This is a genomic window from Chryseobacterium sp. W4I1, from assembly GCF_030816115.1.
Classification (GTDB): Bacteria; Bacteroidota; Bacteroidia; order Flavobacteriales; family Weeksellaceae; genus Chryseobacterium.
In genome coordinates this window covers 3616257-3631419 of sequence record NZ_JAUSXQ010000001.1, presented here as the reverse complement: position 1 = coordinate 3631419, position 15163 = coordinate 3616257, and the positions used below count along the sequence as shown (strand labels likewise).

The window sequence follows — 15163 nt, the reverse complement described above, 5'->3', positions numbered from 1 at the left end:
AAAATAGAATTTCTTTTCTCAAATTTATTTTAAATAATTCTTAATGGCTCTTAAATGGAAAGATTCTAAACAAAAATTGAAAGATTTTAAATCCTGCAGGACTAAAATCTTTCAATTATATTTTTAAACAGTCTCACGACTTCGTTAAAATTCTATTAATGACCTACCTGAACCAATTCCTTGATAGGCGGAGCAAATTTAGTCAGGTCAATGCCTTCAACTGCTGCCTTATATTCATCAATATTAGGAATTCTTCCAATGATGGCAGAAAGGACAACAACCGGCGTTGATGCCAGTAAAGATTCTCCTTTTTTACGTTCGGAATCTTCAACCACTCTTCCCTGGAAAAGACGGGTAGAAGTTGCTAATACCGTATCGCCTTTAGCTGCTTTCTCCTGGTTACCCATACAAAGGTTACAGCCGGGACGTTCAAGATACATCATATTCTTGTATTCCACACGTGCTTCACCTTTTGGAGCATTGTCATCAAATTCAAATCCGGAATACTTTTCTAAAAATTCCCAGTCTCCTTCAGCCTTCAATTCATCGATGATATTATAAGTTGGTGCTGCTACTACAAGTGGAGCATTGAATTCTACCTTACCTTGTTGCTTTTCAATATTTTTAAGCATTTGAGAAACAATTTTCAAATCACCTTTGTGAACCATACAAGATCCTACAAACCCAAGATCTACTTTTTTCTCACCTTTGTAATAAGAAAGATCTCTGATGGTATCGTGAGTATATCTTTTAGAAACATCCTCATTATTTACGTCAGGATCTGCAATCATTGGTTCCACGATCACATCAAGATCAACAACAACTTCAGCATAATATTTAGCATTTGCATCCGGAGTTAAGGCCGGCTTTTCGCCTGATCTGATCTCTGCAATTCTCTTATCTGCTTTATTAATTAATCCCTGAAGAACTTGGTTATGATTATCCATTCCTTTATCAATCATGATCTGGATTCTGCCTTTCGCAATCTCCAATGATTCAATTAAGGTGTTATCTTCAGAAATATTGATGGAAGCTTTTGCCTTCATCTCAGCGGTCCAGTCTGTAAATGTAAAAGCCTGATCAGCAGGAAGTGTTCCGATGTGAACTTCAATGATTCTTCCTTGGAATACGTTTTCTCCACCAAATTGCTTCAGCATCTGAGCCTGAGTTGCATGAACTACATCACGGAAATCCATGTGTTCTTTCATGTCCCCTTTGAATGTTACTTTTACGGATTCCGGAATTGGCATGGAAGCTTCTCCGGTAGCCAATGCAAGGGCAACGGTCCCTGAGTCTGCTCCGAAAGCAACGCCTTTGGACATTCTTGTATGAGAGTCACCACCAATGATGATCGCCCATTCGTCTATCGTTATATCATTAAGAACTTTGTGAATAACATCCGTCATCGCATGATATTCACCTTTCGGGTCACGGGCAGTGATCAGACCGAAATCGTTCATAAATTTCATTAATTTTGGAATATTAGCCTGGGCTTTTTTATCCCATACTGAAGCAGTATGACAACCTGATTGGTAAGCACCGTCAACAATTGGTGAAATCACTGTTGCAGCCATAGATTCAAGCTCCTGCGCAGTCATAAGACCTGTTGTATCCTGTGATCCTACGATATTAACTTCTACACGGACATCTGAACCTGCATGTAATACTTTCCCGGGTGTAATACCTACAGCATTTCTGTTGAAGATTTTTTCTACTGCTGTAAGACCTTGTCCTTCGTGAGAAATTTCTTTTGAAGGAGCAAAAACAAGAGGAGTTTCTATTCCCAGAAGTTTCGCAGCAAATGTCTGAAGCTTTTTACCGAATACGATAGCATATGATCCACCGGCTTTAATAAATTCAAGTTTCTGAGGTGTAAATGCTTTAGAAATGTCTATCAGCTCCTGATCGCCGTTATATAATTTTTTTGTTTTTGTATTGATGGTAAGAACAGTTCCTGTAGCTACAGAATAAGCTTCTTCCAGAACAACATCACCATTCTCATTACGAATAGGGTTTCCATTATCATCAAGCTTTTTTACCCAGTTTTTAAGGTCAAGACCAATACCGCCTGTAACGTCAACAGTTGTAAGGAAAATCGGAGAAATACCGTTTGTTCCTCCAACGATTGGAGCAATATTGACGAATGGAATATATGGGCTCGCCTGTTTCCCTGTCCAAAGAGCCACGTTATTTACCCCTGACATTCTTGATGAACCAACACCCATGGTGCCTTTTTCAGCAATCAGCATTACGCTTTTGTCTGGATGTTGTGCCTGTAAAGCTTTAATCTCTTCCTGCGCCTGAGGAGTGATCATGCATTTCCCGTGAAGTTCACGGTCTGATCTTGAGTGAGCCTGATTACCGGGAGAAAGTAAATCGGTTGAAATATCACCTTCACCAGCGATGAAAGTAACGACTTTAATTTCTTCTGCAACTTCCGGCAGTTTTGTAAAAAACTCAGCTTTTGCGTAGCTTACAATGATTTCTTTTGCGATCTCATTACCGCTATTGAATGCTTCCTTTAAACGGTTGGTATCCGCTTCATAAAGGAAAACCTGTGTCTTAAGAACATTTGCTGCATTTTTGGCAATAGAAATATCATTCCCCAAAGCCAGATCCAGCAATACTTCAATGGAAGGACCTCCTTTCATGTGAGATAATAACTCGAAGGCATAGGACGGAGATATTTCTTCTATTGTAGATTCACCAAGAATAATTTCTTTTAAAAACTTAGCTTTTACCCCCGCAGCACTTGTGGTTCCCGGTAAAGTATTATAGATAAAAAATTTGAGAGAATCCGATCGATATTCGTTTCCTGAATCTTTAATTTGTGCAATGATTTCACTTAGTAGTTCAGCACCATCAATCGGCTTTGGATGAAGCCCCTGGTTTTTTCTTTCTTCAATTTCTTTGATGTAATCCTGATAAATATTCATAATAGAAGTTTCAATATTAAGGTAGATTAATAAAAATAGTGTTTAGTATTGCTACCTATTCTTTACCGGTCTGTAAATACATCTCATAACATTTTGAATCCTCACATTTTTGATATGCCATGTGAACCGGAGAAAGATCAGTATAATCTACGCTTTTTAAATTTAAAATTATCAAACAATTCAAAATGCTCCCAAAATTACGAATTTTTAATATTTCATCAAGATGAAATTATTTAGATTCTTTATAAATATGAATTTGATAATTTCTATTTTGGCCGTAGTTTTGCACGCAAATGGTGAATATGAAAAATATCCTTAATTTTTTGTGCGTCTTTATTTCGATGTTTGTTTTTTCACAAACAAAATCTGTGAAGAAACAGCCGCTTAAAAAACAGACAAAGACCATAGCGAAAAAGAAGATTGCAGAGGTTAAGCCAAATCCTGATCTTGTGATTATCCATCAGGAGCTTCCTGTTCTGATTCCAAGAAATGAGAACGGGGAATTTGGATATGTCAACCAGAATGGAAAATTTATCATTAAACCTGAATATCATATTGCTGTCTTTTTTTATGAGGACTGTAATCTGCTGAATTCCCCCAACGAAAAAGTGAGGAAGTTCGGAACTGATGAGTATGCAACCGTAGAAAAAGATATGATCTCTTACCGGATAGATAAAACCGGAAAAAGAGTATATCAGTTCAAAGATTCAGATCTGGGAAAGTGTAAGTTTGGAGATTACAAACAGCAGCCTTATCAGGCATATGTTTTAAACGGATTCTACGGAATAATAGAAAAAGAAAAATTCGTGAATGCTGCAGACTACAGGGATTATAAGATCTATCCGCAGTATCAGTATTTATACATCATGGAAGGTGATGATGTGGAAAATCCAATGATCGTGGCTTCCCATAATGACCGGTTCGGAGTCATTGATGTGAATAATAAAGTGATTGTTCCTTTTGAATATTCCAATATCAAAAGAAATTTTAGCTGGAAACTGGGTAGGATGTTTGAAGTCACAAAAGACGGAAAAAACTACTACTACATTGATGCAAGAAATAAAACTTATTAAGCTACTAAAATTCTATTTTTAATAGACCTTCATCACAGTTGACCAATCTTTGCCTAAAATCTTTCGCAGATTAGAAAAATGATGCAGATTTTGCTGTAGGCAAATGTAATTAAAAATAGGATAATGCTGTTTTTAGTAAACTATAACGAAAATAAACAAGCATATTCTGGAAAACTTGTGTCCCGAATTTCAACTTTTCAACTATCTCGCATTTTTTTTGTAATTTTGCCGCTGAAATAAAGGGGTGCTTTAACAGGCTGAGATTATACCCAATGAACCTGGAACGGATAATGCCGTTTAGGGAAATTTGAAAAATGTACCAACGGAACAGTATAACAATATACCAATTCTCATTGCTAGACTGTTAAATTAGTAAATTGCTACATTATTTAATCCGCCCCTTTTATTCATTAAATTTTAAAGATTTATAGAATGAAAGGATTATTTTTTTTAGGGCTTACCGTAGGCTCTGTTGCTTTTATCCAGGCTCAAAATAAGGATTCTCTGAAAATAAGGGAAATTGAAGCGGTCAACTTTACCAAAAGACTTCCCGTTGCTAAGGAAATTATCAATGTACAGAAGGATATTGACAGCCGTAACCTGGGTCAGGATCTTCCGATTCTCTTAAAAAATCAAACTTCTATTATCTCCACATCTGATGCCGGAAACGGAGTTGGATATACAGGATTCAGAATCCGTGGAGTAGCTGGAAATGGAATTAATGTAATGATGAACGGTGTTCCGTACAACGATTCTGAAAGCCAGGGAACCTTCTTTGTGAATGTTCCGGATCTGACAAGTTCTGCTTCTCAGATTGTGATTCAGAGAGGAGTGGGAACTTCCAATAACGGAGTTTCTGCGTTTGGAGCGAGTATTAATGTAATTTCCAAAGAGCCGGATGAGAAGATGTATTTTAAGACTGATGATAGCTACGGCTCATTTAACACCTACAAGTATTCGGCAGAGGTAGGTTCGGGGAAATTCTGGAAAAATAGACTCTCGGTGATGGGAAGGTACACACGCATCCATTCTGACGGATATATTGACAGGGCTTCCTCAGATTTGGATTCTTATAACTTTACAGCTTTATTTGAAGAAGGTAAAACAAGACTTCGTTTCATGGCTTTCGGTGGAAAAGAAAAAACGTATCAGGCTTGGAACGGGATTGATAGGCCAACATGGGAAACCACTCCAAAATTCAATTATTCAGGACAGTATACAGATCTGTTTACAGGAGAAGAAAAATTCTATGATAATGAGACAGACAATTACAGACAGAATCATTATCAGCTTTTGTGGGAACAGAAATTCAATGATAGCTGGAGTTTAGAGACCACTTTCCATTATACGAAGGGAAGAGGATATTATGAAAACTATAAAAGAGTTGACGAGACGGATGCCGATGCTACACATTATTCCAGTTATAATTTGCCGGTACCGGTTGTAAACGGATCTGCAGTTGAAGTCACAGATTTTATCAGAAAAAAATGGCTGAATAATGATTTTTATGGTGCTGTTTCCACATTGTATGGAAAACTGGAAAATGTAGACCTCAATTTCGGAGTGGTAGCCAACCAGTATTACGGAAGGCATTTTGGAAACGTTACCGGTGTTTATTTTCCACAGATCAATGAATATGAATATTACAGAAACCGTTCTGTGAAAACTGAGGTCTCTGGTTTTGCAAAAGCTTTGTGGAGAACGGGGGAACATTTTGAATTCTTTGGAGATCTTCAGCTCAGAAATATAGATTATGATACAAAGATCCTGACTGAAGGAGATGAGGAAGGTGGAAATCTTGATAAAAACTGGCTTTTCTTTAATCCTAAAGCCGGGGTGAATTATAAAATAGGAAACGGGAAAGTTTTCATTTCCTATGCCCATGCGCAGCGTGAGCCAAACAGGGATGACCTGATGAGTGATAACACTGTGAAAGCTGAAAAGCTACATGATTTTGAGGCCGGTGTTGAAAAGCAGTTCGGAATCATATCTGTAACGGCCAATTTGTATTATATGTACTACGTCAATCAATTGGTATTGAATGGGCAATTGAATAATGTGGGCGCATTTATCAGAACCAACTCTGGAAAGAGCTACAGAAGAGGGGTTGAAATCGGGGCGTTGGCTAAACTTTCCAAGCAATGGGAAGTGACTGGAAATGTCAGTCTGAGCCAGAACAGAAACCTTGATTTTAACATCAAAAATAATGGAACTCTGCAAAACCTTGGTAATACCGAGATATCTTTCTCTCCAAATGTCATTGCCAATTTAGGACTTAAATTTAACCCTTCCAGGAATTTCCAGTTTGCTTTGATGAACCAATATGTAGGAAAACAGTACCTGGATAATACGGGAGACAAAAACCTGGAGTTGAAAGATTATTTCCTGACAGATTTCAATGCACAGTACCAATTTAAGATAGCAAATAATGATATTGCCTTAAAATTATTGGTGAATAACCTCTTCAATAAGAAGTATGTAAACAATGGTGCAGTTTATGATGGTGATCCATACTATTTTTCACAGGCAGGAACTAATTTTATGTTCGGGATCAGCTGGAAAATCCAATAATTTGTAAAATAACTTACCGAACAGGTTTTAAAACACCGAATTTTATATATAATTATCAAAAGACTGTTTCGGCAGTCTTTTTTTATATCCGATAAATCTCATTAAAAAGTCATGAAAAAATTATAAATTTGCTGCCAAATGAATATTTCAGCTTACATTTTAGAATATCTGAAACAATTTGGAACTGTGACGGTTCCGAGCTTCGGTGTGTTTTCGCTTAAAAACTCCAAGGCAATTATTAATTCTGAGAACGGAAGCATCCTTCCGCCCGCAAGCGAGATCGTTTTTGCGGTTGATTATGAGATACAGTCTGATGAACTTGCTGCTTTTATAGCGTCCCAGAAACAGATGTCTCTGGAAGCTTCAAAAAGTGATCTTAAGATCCAGACCGATTTTTGGAAGAAAAAACTTCAGGCAGATCAGTTCCTGGAGATTCAAAACCTTGGAACCATCAATATTGAAGAAAACCATACCCATTTCAAAGGAAAAAGAGTAGAGGCGGGACATCCTGATTTCTACGGTCTTGAAGAAATAAGGCTTTCAGATATCAATAACGGAGAAAAGATAAGTACTACCGAAAACAGGGAAAAAGATTATCAGTTTAAAAAATCTATTCTTTGGATTTTTCTGCTTGCAATTCCGGTTTTAGGAATTCTGTATTTGGCATTTACCCAACAGGAACTTCTTTTCGGGAAAAAATCTTTTGATAAAGTTTCCGTACAGACCTCTACCCACAGGATTGAAAAAGATACCATAAAAATGATGGTTCACGACCCTGCAACAGCTGTGGCAGATTCCCTGAAAAAAGATTCATTATCAAAACCAGCCGGGAAAGGTTTAAAAACAACTCCGGCAGCTCAAAACAACACTAAGACTCAATGGCAAAAGTAAAAAAAGCGTCAGAATCCCTGACCATCATGACCAATATTGTTCTTCCGAACGAAACCAATTCTCTAAGAAATCTTTTTGGAGGTGAGCTTCTTGCAAAAATGGACCGTTGTGCCTCTATTTCTGCAGCAAGACACTGTGAAAGAAGAGTGGTAACAGCATCTGTAAATCACGTTTCTTTCAATCATCCGATTCCTGAAGGTGGAGTAGTGGTTCTGGAATCTAAAGTATCCAGAGCTTTCTCTACATCAATGGAAGTCTATGTAGATGTATGGTTGGATGACCCGATCAATCAGAAGAAAGTTCATACCAATGAAGGGATTTATACATTTGTTGCAGTTGATGAATTTAACCGTCCTATTCCTATCCCGGACATGATTCCGGAAACAGAAGAAGAAAAACTGAGACATGCAGCAGCCATCAGAAGAAAAGAACTTTCTCTTATCCTTTCAGGAAGAATGAAGCCTTTGGATTCAGTGGAACTTAAGAAATTATTTCAGGAGCCTGAGGAACAGAAGGAACAGAAGAAAGATAAAAAATAAGATTGATAAGATAAAATGCTTTAATCTTTGTTGAGTGTTGAAACCTTTGCAAATTTAGAGGCATTTTCTTTATATGGAGTTTAATATTCAATATCTGAATCTCCCAATACCTTAATTTCTAAATTTTATAAGAAATGAAGATTCTCGTTTTAGATAAAAACCATCCTCTTATCACAGAACAGCTTTTAGCCAAAAACTTTATACTGGAAGAAGATTTTACATCTTCATATGATGAGGTTTGCCATAAAGTTGAAAATTATGACGGGATTATCATCAGGAGCAGGATCCCTTTGGATAAAAACTTTCTGGAAAAAGGGAAAAATCTGAAGTTCATTGCAAGGGTAGGAGCAGGAATGGAAAATATAGATATTCCTGTCGCACAACAGATGGGGATACAGCTCATCAATTCTCCGGAAGGCAACAGAGACTCTGTAGCCGAACATGTTATAGGAATACTGCTGATTCTAATGAACCGGCTTTTTATTGCTTCCCAGGAAGTGAAAAATGGCATCTGGAAGCGTGAAGAGAACAGGGGTGACGAACTGCTGGGAAAAACAGTTGGTTTAATCGGATATGGAAATATGGGGAAAGCTACAGCTAAAAGATTTTCAGGATTCGGCTGTAAAGTCATATTTCACGACATCCTTCCCGGACTTTCTGATGAATATGCCACACAGGTAAGTCTGGAAGAATTGAAACAGTCTGCAGATATTTTAAGCCTGCATATTCCGCTAACTACTGAAACGCATTATCTTGTTGATAAAAACTTTATTTCAGAGATGAAAAAAGACTTCTACTTTGTGAATACAGCAAGGGGAAAAAATGTAGAAACTAAATATCTAGTTGATAATCTGAAATCAGGAAAAATAAAAGGGGCATGTTTAGATGTTTTAGAATATGAAAAGTCATCTTTTGAACATCTGGAAACTGAAAATGATGATTTAAAATATCTTTTAGAATCAGAAAAAGCTATTGTTACACCTCATATTGCAGGCTGGACTCATCAGAGTAAAGAAAAACTTGCTCAGGTGATTGTAGATAAAATTGTGGAGGGATTTGCAAGGTAGCTGATAATCCTTGCTGAAGTTACTGATCTGTGTTAGAATATAGCTGCAAATCTATTTTTTACGTAACCTTTCCAAATGAGTTTCAGTAAATGATGTCTTATTTTCAAATTATAAAAAGCACAGATCGTAAGATCTGTGCTTTTCCATTTATTGCCGGAAGCTGATATAGATAGCAAAAGGCAATTTTTATTTTTTTATGAGTTTGTGTATACTCTCAGATCCGTCAGCTGTTGCAATCTTAATAAAATAAGTTCCGGTAGGAATTTGTTGCAGGTTTAATTGATTTGTTTCACCACCTTTGGTCAATAATGCTTTTCCTGAAGCATCTAAAACTTGTACCGATTTAGTGATGGATTCTGATTTTATAAAGATCATTTCTGAGGCAGGATTTGGGTACAGTAGTAATTTTGTTTTGCCTGATTTTATTTCTTCAACAAGTAACAAAGGTTCCGAGCAGTTTGGAGAAAAACTGTCTCCAGCAAATGTCCAGCCCTTGTTATTAATTAATTGATTACGAAATATTTGGCCACCGTTTCCATAAGTTCTTCCCACTACTCCGACAAGTCGTCCAAGTGGAGAATTAGGATTTTCAGCCCAGCCTTTTAATGTTGCACCATAATTTCCACAATCTAAACCACTATAGCCAAAAATTTCTGTCAAATTGACTATTGGAGAAAGTGTCCAATTGCCTAAATTCTTATTAAAATTATTGTTAGACCAAAACATGTGAGACATATTGATAACATTAGAAACATCCCAGGAGGATATGTCTTGGTTAAAACTTGGATAAGAAAACATCTGAGACATGTTTGTGACATTTGAAGTATTCCAGTTGTTTAATGGTTGGTTAAACGACTGAGATGCTTCGAACATCATTGACATATTCTGAACATTTGAAACATTCCAATTATTAATATTTTGGTTGAATGCCTTCGCACGATTAAACATTGAACTCATGTTGGTCACATTTGAAACATTCCAATTGCCAATATCCTGATTGAATGCGTCAGCATAAAAAAACATCTGGCTCATATCTGTAACATTTGATGTATTCCAATTACCGATTGGCTTATTAAAAGCCTTGGCATTAAAGAATAAGCTACTCATATTGGTCACGTTGCCAACATTCCAATTGTTAATATTGTTTACAATTGATAAGTTTGTGCAACCTGAAAAAAACGAGCTGAGGTTAGTAACCTGTGAAAAATCGGGAATATCGGTTGCTGTAATTTGAAGATTCGCATATCCAGAAAACATGCCTGATAAATTAGTATTCCAGGTAATTTGCCCCCATTGTGTTAGTTCGACAACTTTATCTATGTCAGTTCCAGAACTAAATCTAAAAGTGCCTGTAGGCGTAATTGAAATATTATATGTTCCTATTGAGGGAACGCTGATTTCTGTTAAACCCGTGTTTCCTATTCCATTACCTGTAATAGTAGAATTGTTGGTCTTTACATATGAATAGTTGTAGGCCCCTTCAGTATTTAATTTTATTTTTAGGTTGTTAGCGTCGCTCACCCAAAATTTTAATATAAGTGGAGTCTGTGCCCTTAGAGCAGTAATGACCAAAAAGAAGAAAGAGAAAAAGTAAATTTTTTTCAACATATTTTTATTTTTATTGATTGCAAAAATACATATTTCCCACAAATAAGATTAATATAAAAATTAAAAATGTAAATAATCGCCCAAATTCCCTACAAATTATCTTTTGTGTGTATCGTGGGTTTATTAAAATATGTATTCTAAAAATCTGTTCATCTAAGTTTTTACAATTTAAAAAAATAAATACTTATCTAAATTATATAAAAAAATTCTCCACGTTGAGAAGATTTGAATAATGTGATTTTATATTCTTCAAAAAGGCGCTTAATAATGTTAAATAATTCATAATCTATATTTGTTCTTTCATAATTTATTTTGAGTTTTATTAAATTGCCACTCATTTTTGAAATCCATGAAGAAGCTAAATTTCAGCCTAATTTTAATTGTTTTTTTATTTTTTTTTTCCTGTAAAAAAGAATCAGATACAAAAGGTTCTGTAACCGAAAATACCAATCTCCCCAATTATGGAAATGTAGATCTGAATAATGTATTTACCAAAGCAGAAAGCCAGCTTGGTGATAAAGGAATATTGACCGGATATATTGATCAGTATTACAAAAAGATCTGGGAAGGCGGAGACCTGAGTGGCGGAATCCTTGTGGCAAAAGGAAATGATATCCTGTATGAAAATTACAGAGGTTTCGGAAGAGAAGGTGATCAGATGCCAATTGATAAAAATACACCATTGCATGTAGCTTCAGTTTCTAAGACCCTGACAGCAATGGCAATGTTGAAGCTGGTAGAAGCCGGAAAAATTAAACTTTCTGATCATCTTACCCAGTTTTTCCCAGGATTTCCCTATCCCAATGTTACCGTACAGACCTTGCTCGATCAGAGAAGCGGTCTTCCGAAATACGAATATTTTATTGCTAAAATACAACCGGCTCCCGCTGAACTTTCAAAGTCATTCATTACCAATCAGGATATTCTGAATATGCTTATCCAATATAAGCCTGATCTTGCAAGAGATACAGATACCGGCTTTATGTACTGTAATACCAATTTTGCAATGCTGGCTTTATTGATAGAAAAGATCACCAAAACTCCCTTTCCTCAGGCGATGAAAGAAATGATATTTCAGCCTTTGAAAATGGAACATACCTATATTTTCCAGGAAAAAGATATTCCCACGGCAGCACAGTCCTTTTATTATGGCGGGAAAAGATTGTATCCTTTGGATAGACTTGACCTTATTTATGGAGACAAAAACGTTTATACAACGCCGAGAGACCTTTACAACTTTTCCAAGGCAATGTTTTCCAAGGATTTCTTAAAGCCGGACCTGATGCAGATGGTTTTCACACCGTACAGCAATGAAAAGTCAGGAATGAATAATTACGGTCTCGGTTTCAGAATGAAGATCTTTGATAACGGTGAGAAGCTTACTTATCACAACGGATGGTGGCATGGAACCAATTCAGTTTTTGCCCATCTTCTGAAATCCAAAGTAACCATTGTAGCTATTGGAAACAGATATTCAAATAAAGTCTATACAGCATTGGCATTATCAGGGTTATTTGAAGATTTTCCGGTTCAGAAAGATAAGCTGCATAGCGTAATGAACGATAATAAAGATACTTTGAATGCCGGACATGAAGTTTTTGGAGAATAATGTTTAATTTTGCTTAAACATATATGAAAAGAATTCTTCTATTATTCGTTATCTGTTTTCTTGTCCATTCCTGTGCAAGAGTCGGTTCTCCCGTAGGTGGTCCGAAAGATACCCTGGCTCCAAAGTTTTTGAGCTCAAACATTGATACTACAAGAATCAATGTAAAAAGAGATATTCACGAGCTGAGACTGGATTTTGACGAATATATTACTTTAAAGGACATCAATAAAAACCTGATTATTTCTCCACCGATCAAAAATATAAAGCGAATCCTTCCTTCCAATATCGCCAATAAATTTGTGATGATCCAGTGGACAGATACGCTTCAGGCCAATACGACATATAATTTCAATTTTGGAAACTCAATTGCTGATAATAATGAGACTAATATTCTTCGTTATTTCAACTTTGCCTTTTCCACAGGCGATAAACTGGATGATCTTTACGTAAGCGGGGTTATTACAGATGCCGTTGCCATTAAAAAGAAAGAAGGGGAAAATAAGCTGGTAGTAGGGCTTTATCAGGTAAAAGATACAATCAATTATAAACAGAAACCATACTATATCACAAAAGTAGATGATGATGGATATTATGAGCTTAATTACCTTACCCCAGGCAAGTATAAGATCGTTGCCTTTGAGGACGAGAACAGTAATTCTGTTTATGATCCGGGAAAAGAAAAAGTAGGGTTTCAGAAAGAACCGCTGGATATTGAAAAGTCTGTTTCAGGATTAAATTTAAAAGTTTATCCTTCCAAAAAGCCTTTGAAATATGTTGAAATGAAAGAAAGTCCGGGTGGAATTGTCATGACGTTTGAAGGCAACCCTGAGAATGTGAAAGTAGCTTCTGTCAACGAAAAACTGCAGGATATTAAAGTCACTCACCGTCCGAAATCCGATTCTGTAAAGATATGGTTTGATCCGGTGAAAAGTGATATAGGGCAGACGACCACAGAAAACCTTAAGTTCAGCTATGATACCGGCAAAAAGCAGGATACCGTTTCCGTATTTTATAAATACAATAAGAAGAACGCAATGGATCTTGAGAACGATAACGGGGGACCTGAATTAGCCCCGAATTCTGATTTTAAGATTAGATCTGCTTATATTATCGATAAGATCAATCCTGAAAAATGGATCCTGAAAAGCGACAGCTTAACCACTCAGGAATTCACGGCTAAAATCTCAGAAACCAATCCTTATCAGATTCTAATCCATTCAGATTTTGTAACCGGGAAAAAATACCAGCTTACCGTTCCAAAAGAAACAGTATCTTCTTATTATACTAAAAATGTACAGTCCAAACGTTTTGATTTTGAAGTTGAAAAAGTTGATCAGTTCGGAAGTCTGGCTTTTGCTATTCAGAATGCCCCGGAAACCAGTTACTGGATCCAGCTTCTGGACGCTTCAGATAAGGTCATTTATTCAAAATACACCAAAGGAAACAATGTGAAATTTGATATCCTTAAACCAAACGAATATATCGTAAGGATATTGGTAGATAATAACGAAAATAAATTCTGGGATGAGGCTGATTTCGAGACAGAAACTTTTGCAGAAGATTCTTATGTCTTTTACAAAAAAGCCATTGTGCGACCTCTTTGGGAAACTAAGGAAGATTGGGATCTGAAAGATACCAGAACGCTGGATAATCCCAAAGGAGAGGTCTCTAAGCCTGTAGATATTCCTGCAGAAGCAACTCCTTCGGAAACAGTAAAGAAGGAGATGAATAAAGAATTGAAATCAGATTCCGGAAACGCAGTATTGACACCTGTAAAATAGAAATATGAAGACGGTAAAAAAAGTGTTATTCTGGACACTGGTAGCGTTTGCGTTGATCCAGTTTATTCCTATTGACAAAGTAAACAAACCTGTTGATAAGGCAATGAATTTCGTTGATGTCAAAAAGACTCCCGAAAAAATTAGCGGATTGTTAAAAGGAGCCTGCTACGACTGTCATTCCAATGAGACCGTTTATCCCAGATATGCAAATATAGCACCCGTTTCCTGGTCTGTAAAAAGCCACGTTAATGAAGGCAGGGAACATCTTAATTTTTCCGTCTGGGGAAGTTATAATAAGGATTTAAAAGAGAGCATGTTAAATAAAGCGATCCAGACGATTCAAAGCAAAACGATGCCTATGCCCGGCTATATTGTTTATCATAAAGAAGCTAATCTATCCGATGCAGAAAGAACGCTGCTTGTTCAGTACTTCAAAGAAATACAGCAATCAAAGTCTTATTGATTGTATTAACAGCATAAAAATCCCACAGATTTTATAGACCCGGCAAAATGATGTTCTATCATTCTGCGTCATCTGAAAAATCTGTGGGATTATTTTTATATAATATTTATATATTCTTCAAATATTCCTCAAAAAATCTCTTCTGAGAATCAAAAGCAAGATCATCAAGATCTAAGGAGTTTAAAGGAATCCAGACGGCCTCTGATATTTCAGAAAGCTCAAGGCTAACCTCGAATTTTTCCGACACTCTGTATTCGTAAAAGAGATCGATTGTATTATAATCAATTTCCTTGTACTGGTAGATATTCGGAAGGCTGGTAAGATACTTTAAATTTGAAATATCCACATTAAGCTGAAGTTCTTCAAAAAGCTCTCTCTTACATGTTTCCTCAGCGCTTTCCTTTGGATCAACAAATCCTCCGGCCAGATCCAGTTTTCCCTTTTTTGGGTCACGGTTTCTTCTGGTAAGGTAAACTTCATTATCCCATCGGATAACAACAGCTACCGCACCGGCCACATTATTATAGAGAGAAAAACCACATTCTAGACAGCTCCATTTTTTTTCGCCGTCCCAGTTTAGCGTTTCTTTGCCGCAGCTTGGGCAGTATTTCAATAATTTCATCTG

At 36.5% G+C, this 15163-nt stretch carries 11 protein-coding genes and 1 riboswitch; of the genes, 8 read left to right on the top strand and 3 right to left on the bottom strand.

What is annotated here, in order from left to right:
- Nucleotides 1–155: 155 nt before the first annotated feature.
- Complete coding sequence (locus QF044_RS16900; RefSeq protein ID WP_307269771.1) at nucleotides 156–2936, bottom strand: bifunctional aconitate hydratase 2/2-methylisocitrate dehydratase; 2781 nt, start codon at nucleotides 2934–2936, stop codon at nucleotides 156–158.
- 302 nt (nucleotides 2937–3238) lie between these two features.
- On the opposite strand from QF044_RS16900, the gene QF044_RS16895 reads away from it, so the two are divergent.
- From QF044_RS16895 to QF044_RS16875, 5 genes are all read left to right on the top strand, one after another.
- Nucleotides 3239–4009: a WG repeat-containing protein gene (locus QF044_RS16895; protein ID WP_307269768.1), complete on the top strand. Its 771-nt coding sequence runs from the start codon at nucleotides 3239–3241 to the stop codon at nucleotides 4007–4009.
- A 230-nt stretch (nucleotides 4010–4239) separates the two neighbouring features.
- Nucleotides 4240–4331: riboswitch (TPP riboswitch) on the top strand.
- A 110-nt stretch (nucleotides 4332–4441) separates the two neighbouring features.
- On the top strand, nucleotides 4442–6580 hold the full coding sequence (locus QF044_RS16890; protein WP_307269765.1) for a TonB-dependent receptor: 2139 nt from the start codon (nucleotides 4442–4444) through the stop codon (nucleotides 6578–6580).
- Between the two features lie 138 nt (nucleotides 6581–6718).
- Nucleotides 6719–7471 carry a hypothetical protein gene (locus tag QF044_RS16885; RefSeq protein WP_307269762.1) on the top strand — a complete coding sequence of 251 codons (753 nt, stop codon included), beginning with the start codon at nucleotides 6719–6721 and terminating at the stop codon, nucleotides 7469–7471.
- Nucleotides 7459–8010 carry an acyl-CoA thioesterase gene (locus QF044_RS16880; RefSeq protein WP_307269759.1) on the top strand — a complete coding sequence of 184 codons (552 nt, stop codon included), beginning with the start codon at nucleotides 7459–7461 and terminating at the stop codon, nucleotides 8008–8010. The genes QF044_RS16885 and QF044_RS16880 overlap by 13 nt, the downstream gene beginning before the upstream one ends.
- A 134-nt stretch (nucleotides 8011–8144) precedes the next feature.
- Nucleotides 8145–9077: a 2-hydroxyacid dehydrogenase gene (locus tag QF044_RS16875; protein ID WP_307269757.1), complete on the top strand. Its 933-nt coding sequence runs from the start codon at nucleotides 8145–8147 to the stop codon at nucleotides 9075–9077.
- Between the two features lie 186 nt (nucleotides 9078–9263).
- Here QF044_RS16875 and QF044_RS16870 read toward each other — a convergent pair whose 3' ends face one another.
- The gene (locus QF044_RS16870) at nucleotides 9264–10685 is read right to left on the bottom strand and encodes a BspA family leucine-rich repeat surface protein (RefSeq protein ID WP_307269754.1); all 1422 of its coding nucleotides are present in this window, start codon (nucleotides 10683–10685) and stop codon (nucleotides 9264–9266) included.
- Between the two features lie 349 nt (nucleotides 10686–11034).
- On the opposite strand from QF044_RS16870, the gene QF044_RS16865 reads away from it, so the two are divergent.
- From QF044_RS16865 to QF044_RS16855, 3 genes are read left to right on the top strand one after another with little or no spacing between them, the layout of a single operon-like run.
- Nucleotides 11035–12294, top strand: a complete 1260-nt coding sequence (locus tag QF044_RS16865; protein ID WP_307269752.1) for a serine hydrolase — start codon at nucleotides 11035–11037, stop codon at nucleotides 12292–12294.
- 23 nt (nucleotides 12295–12317) lie between these two features.
- Nucleotides 12318–14075, top strand: coding sequence for an Ig-like domain-containing protein (locus QF044_RS16860; protein WP_307269749.1), 1758 nt, complete (start codon nucleotides 12318–12320; stop codon nucleotides 14073–14075).
- Nucleotides 14076–14079: 4 nt separating this feature from the next.
- Entirely contained in the window at nucleotides 14080–14538 is a 459-nt protein-coding gene (locus tag QF044_RS16855; RefSeq protein WP_307269747.1) for a heme-binding domain-containing protein, read from the top strand.
- Between the two features lie 106 nt (nucleotides 14539–14644).
- Here the strand turns inward: QF044_RS16855 and QF044_RS16850 are convergent, their stop codons facing one another.
- Nucleotides 14645–15160: an NUDIX domain-containing protein gene (locus tag QF044_RS16850; protein ID WP_307269744.1), complete on the bottom strand. Its 516-nt coding sequence runs from the start codon at nucleotides 15158–15160 to the stop codon at nucleotides 14645–14647.
- Between the last annotated feature and the right edge of the window lie 3 nt (nucleotides 15161–15163).

Excerpts from the sequence above, each read along its gene's own strand:
- QF044_RS16860 (WP_307269749.1), top strand. The coding sequence starts at position 12,318 with ATGAAAAGAATTCTTCTATTATTCGTTATCTGTTTTCTTGTCCATTCC.
- QF044_RS16880 (WP_307269759.1), top strand. The coding sequence starts at position 7,459 with ATGGCAAAAGTAAAAAAAGCGTCAGAATCCCTGACCATCATGACCAAT.
- QF044_RS16895 (WP_307269768.1), top strand. The coding sequence starts at position 3,239 with ATGAAAAATATCCTTAATTTTTTGTGCGTCTTTATTTCGATGTTTGTT.
- QF044_RS16855 (WP_307269747.1), top strand. The coding sequence starts at position 14,080 with ATGAAGACGGTAAAAAAAGTGTTATTCTGGACACTGGTAGCGTTTGCG.
- QF044_RS16875 (WP_307269757.1), top strand. The coding sequence starts at position 8,145 with ATGAAGATTCTCGTTTTAGATAAAAACCATCCTCTTATCACAGAACAG.
- QF044_RS16850 (WP_307269744.1), bottom strand. The coding sequence starts at position 15,160 with ATGAAATTATTGAAATACTGCCCAAGCTGCGGCAAAGAAACGCTAAAC.
- QF044_RS16900 (WP_307269771.1), bottom strand. The coding sequence starts at position 2,936 with ATGAATATTTATCAGGATTACATCAAAGAAATTGAAGAAAGAAAAAAC.
- QF044_RS16865 (WP_307269752.1), top strand. The coding sequence starts at position 11,035 with ATGAAGAAGCTAAATTTCAGCCTAATTTTAATTGTTTTTTTATTTTTT.
- QF044_RS16870 (WP_307269754.1), bottom strand. The coding sequence starts at position 10,685 with ATGTTGAAAAAAATTTACTTTTTCTCTTTCTTCTTTTTGGTCATTACT.
- QF044_RS16890 (WP_307269765.1), top strand. The coding sequence starts at position 4,442 with ATGAAAGGATTATTTTTTTTAGGGCTTACCGTAGGCTCTGTTGCTTTT.
- QF044_RS16885 (WP_307269762.1), top strand. The coding sequence starts at position 6,719 with ATGAATATTTCAGCTTACATTTTAGAATATCTGAAACAATTTGGAACT.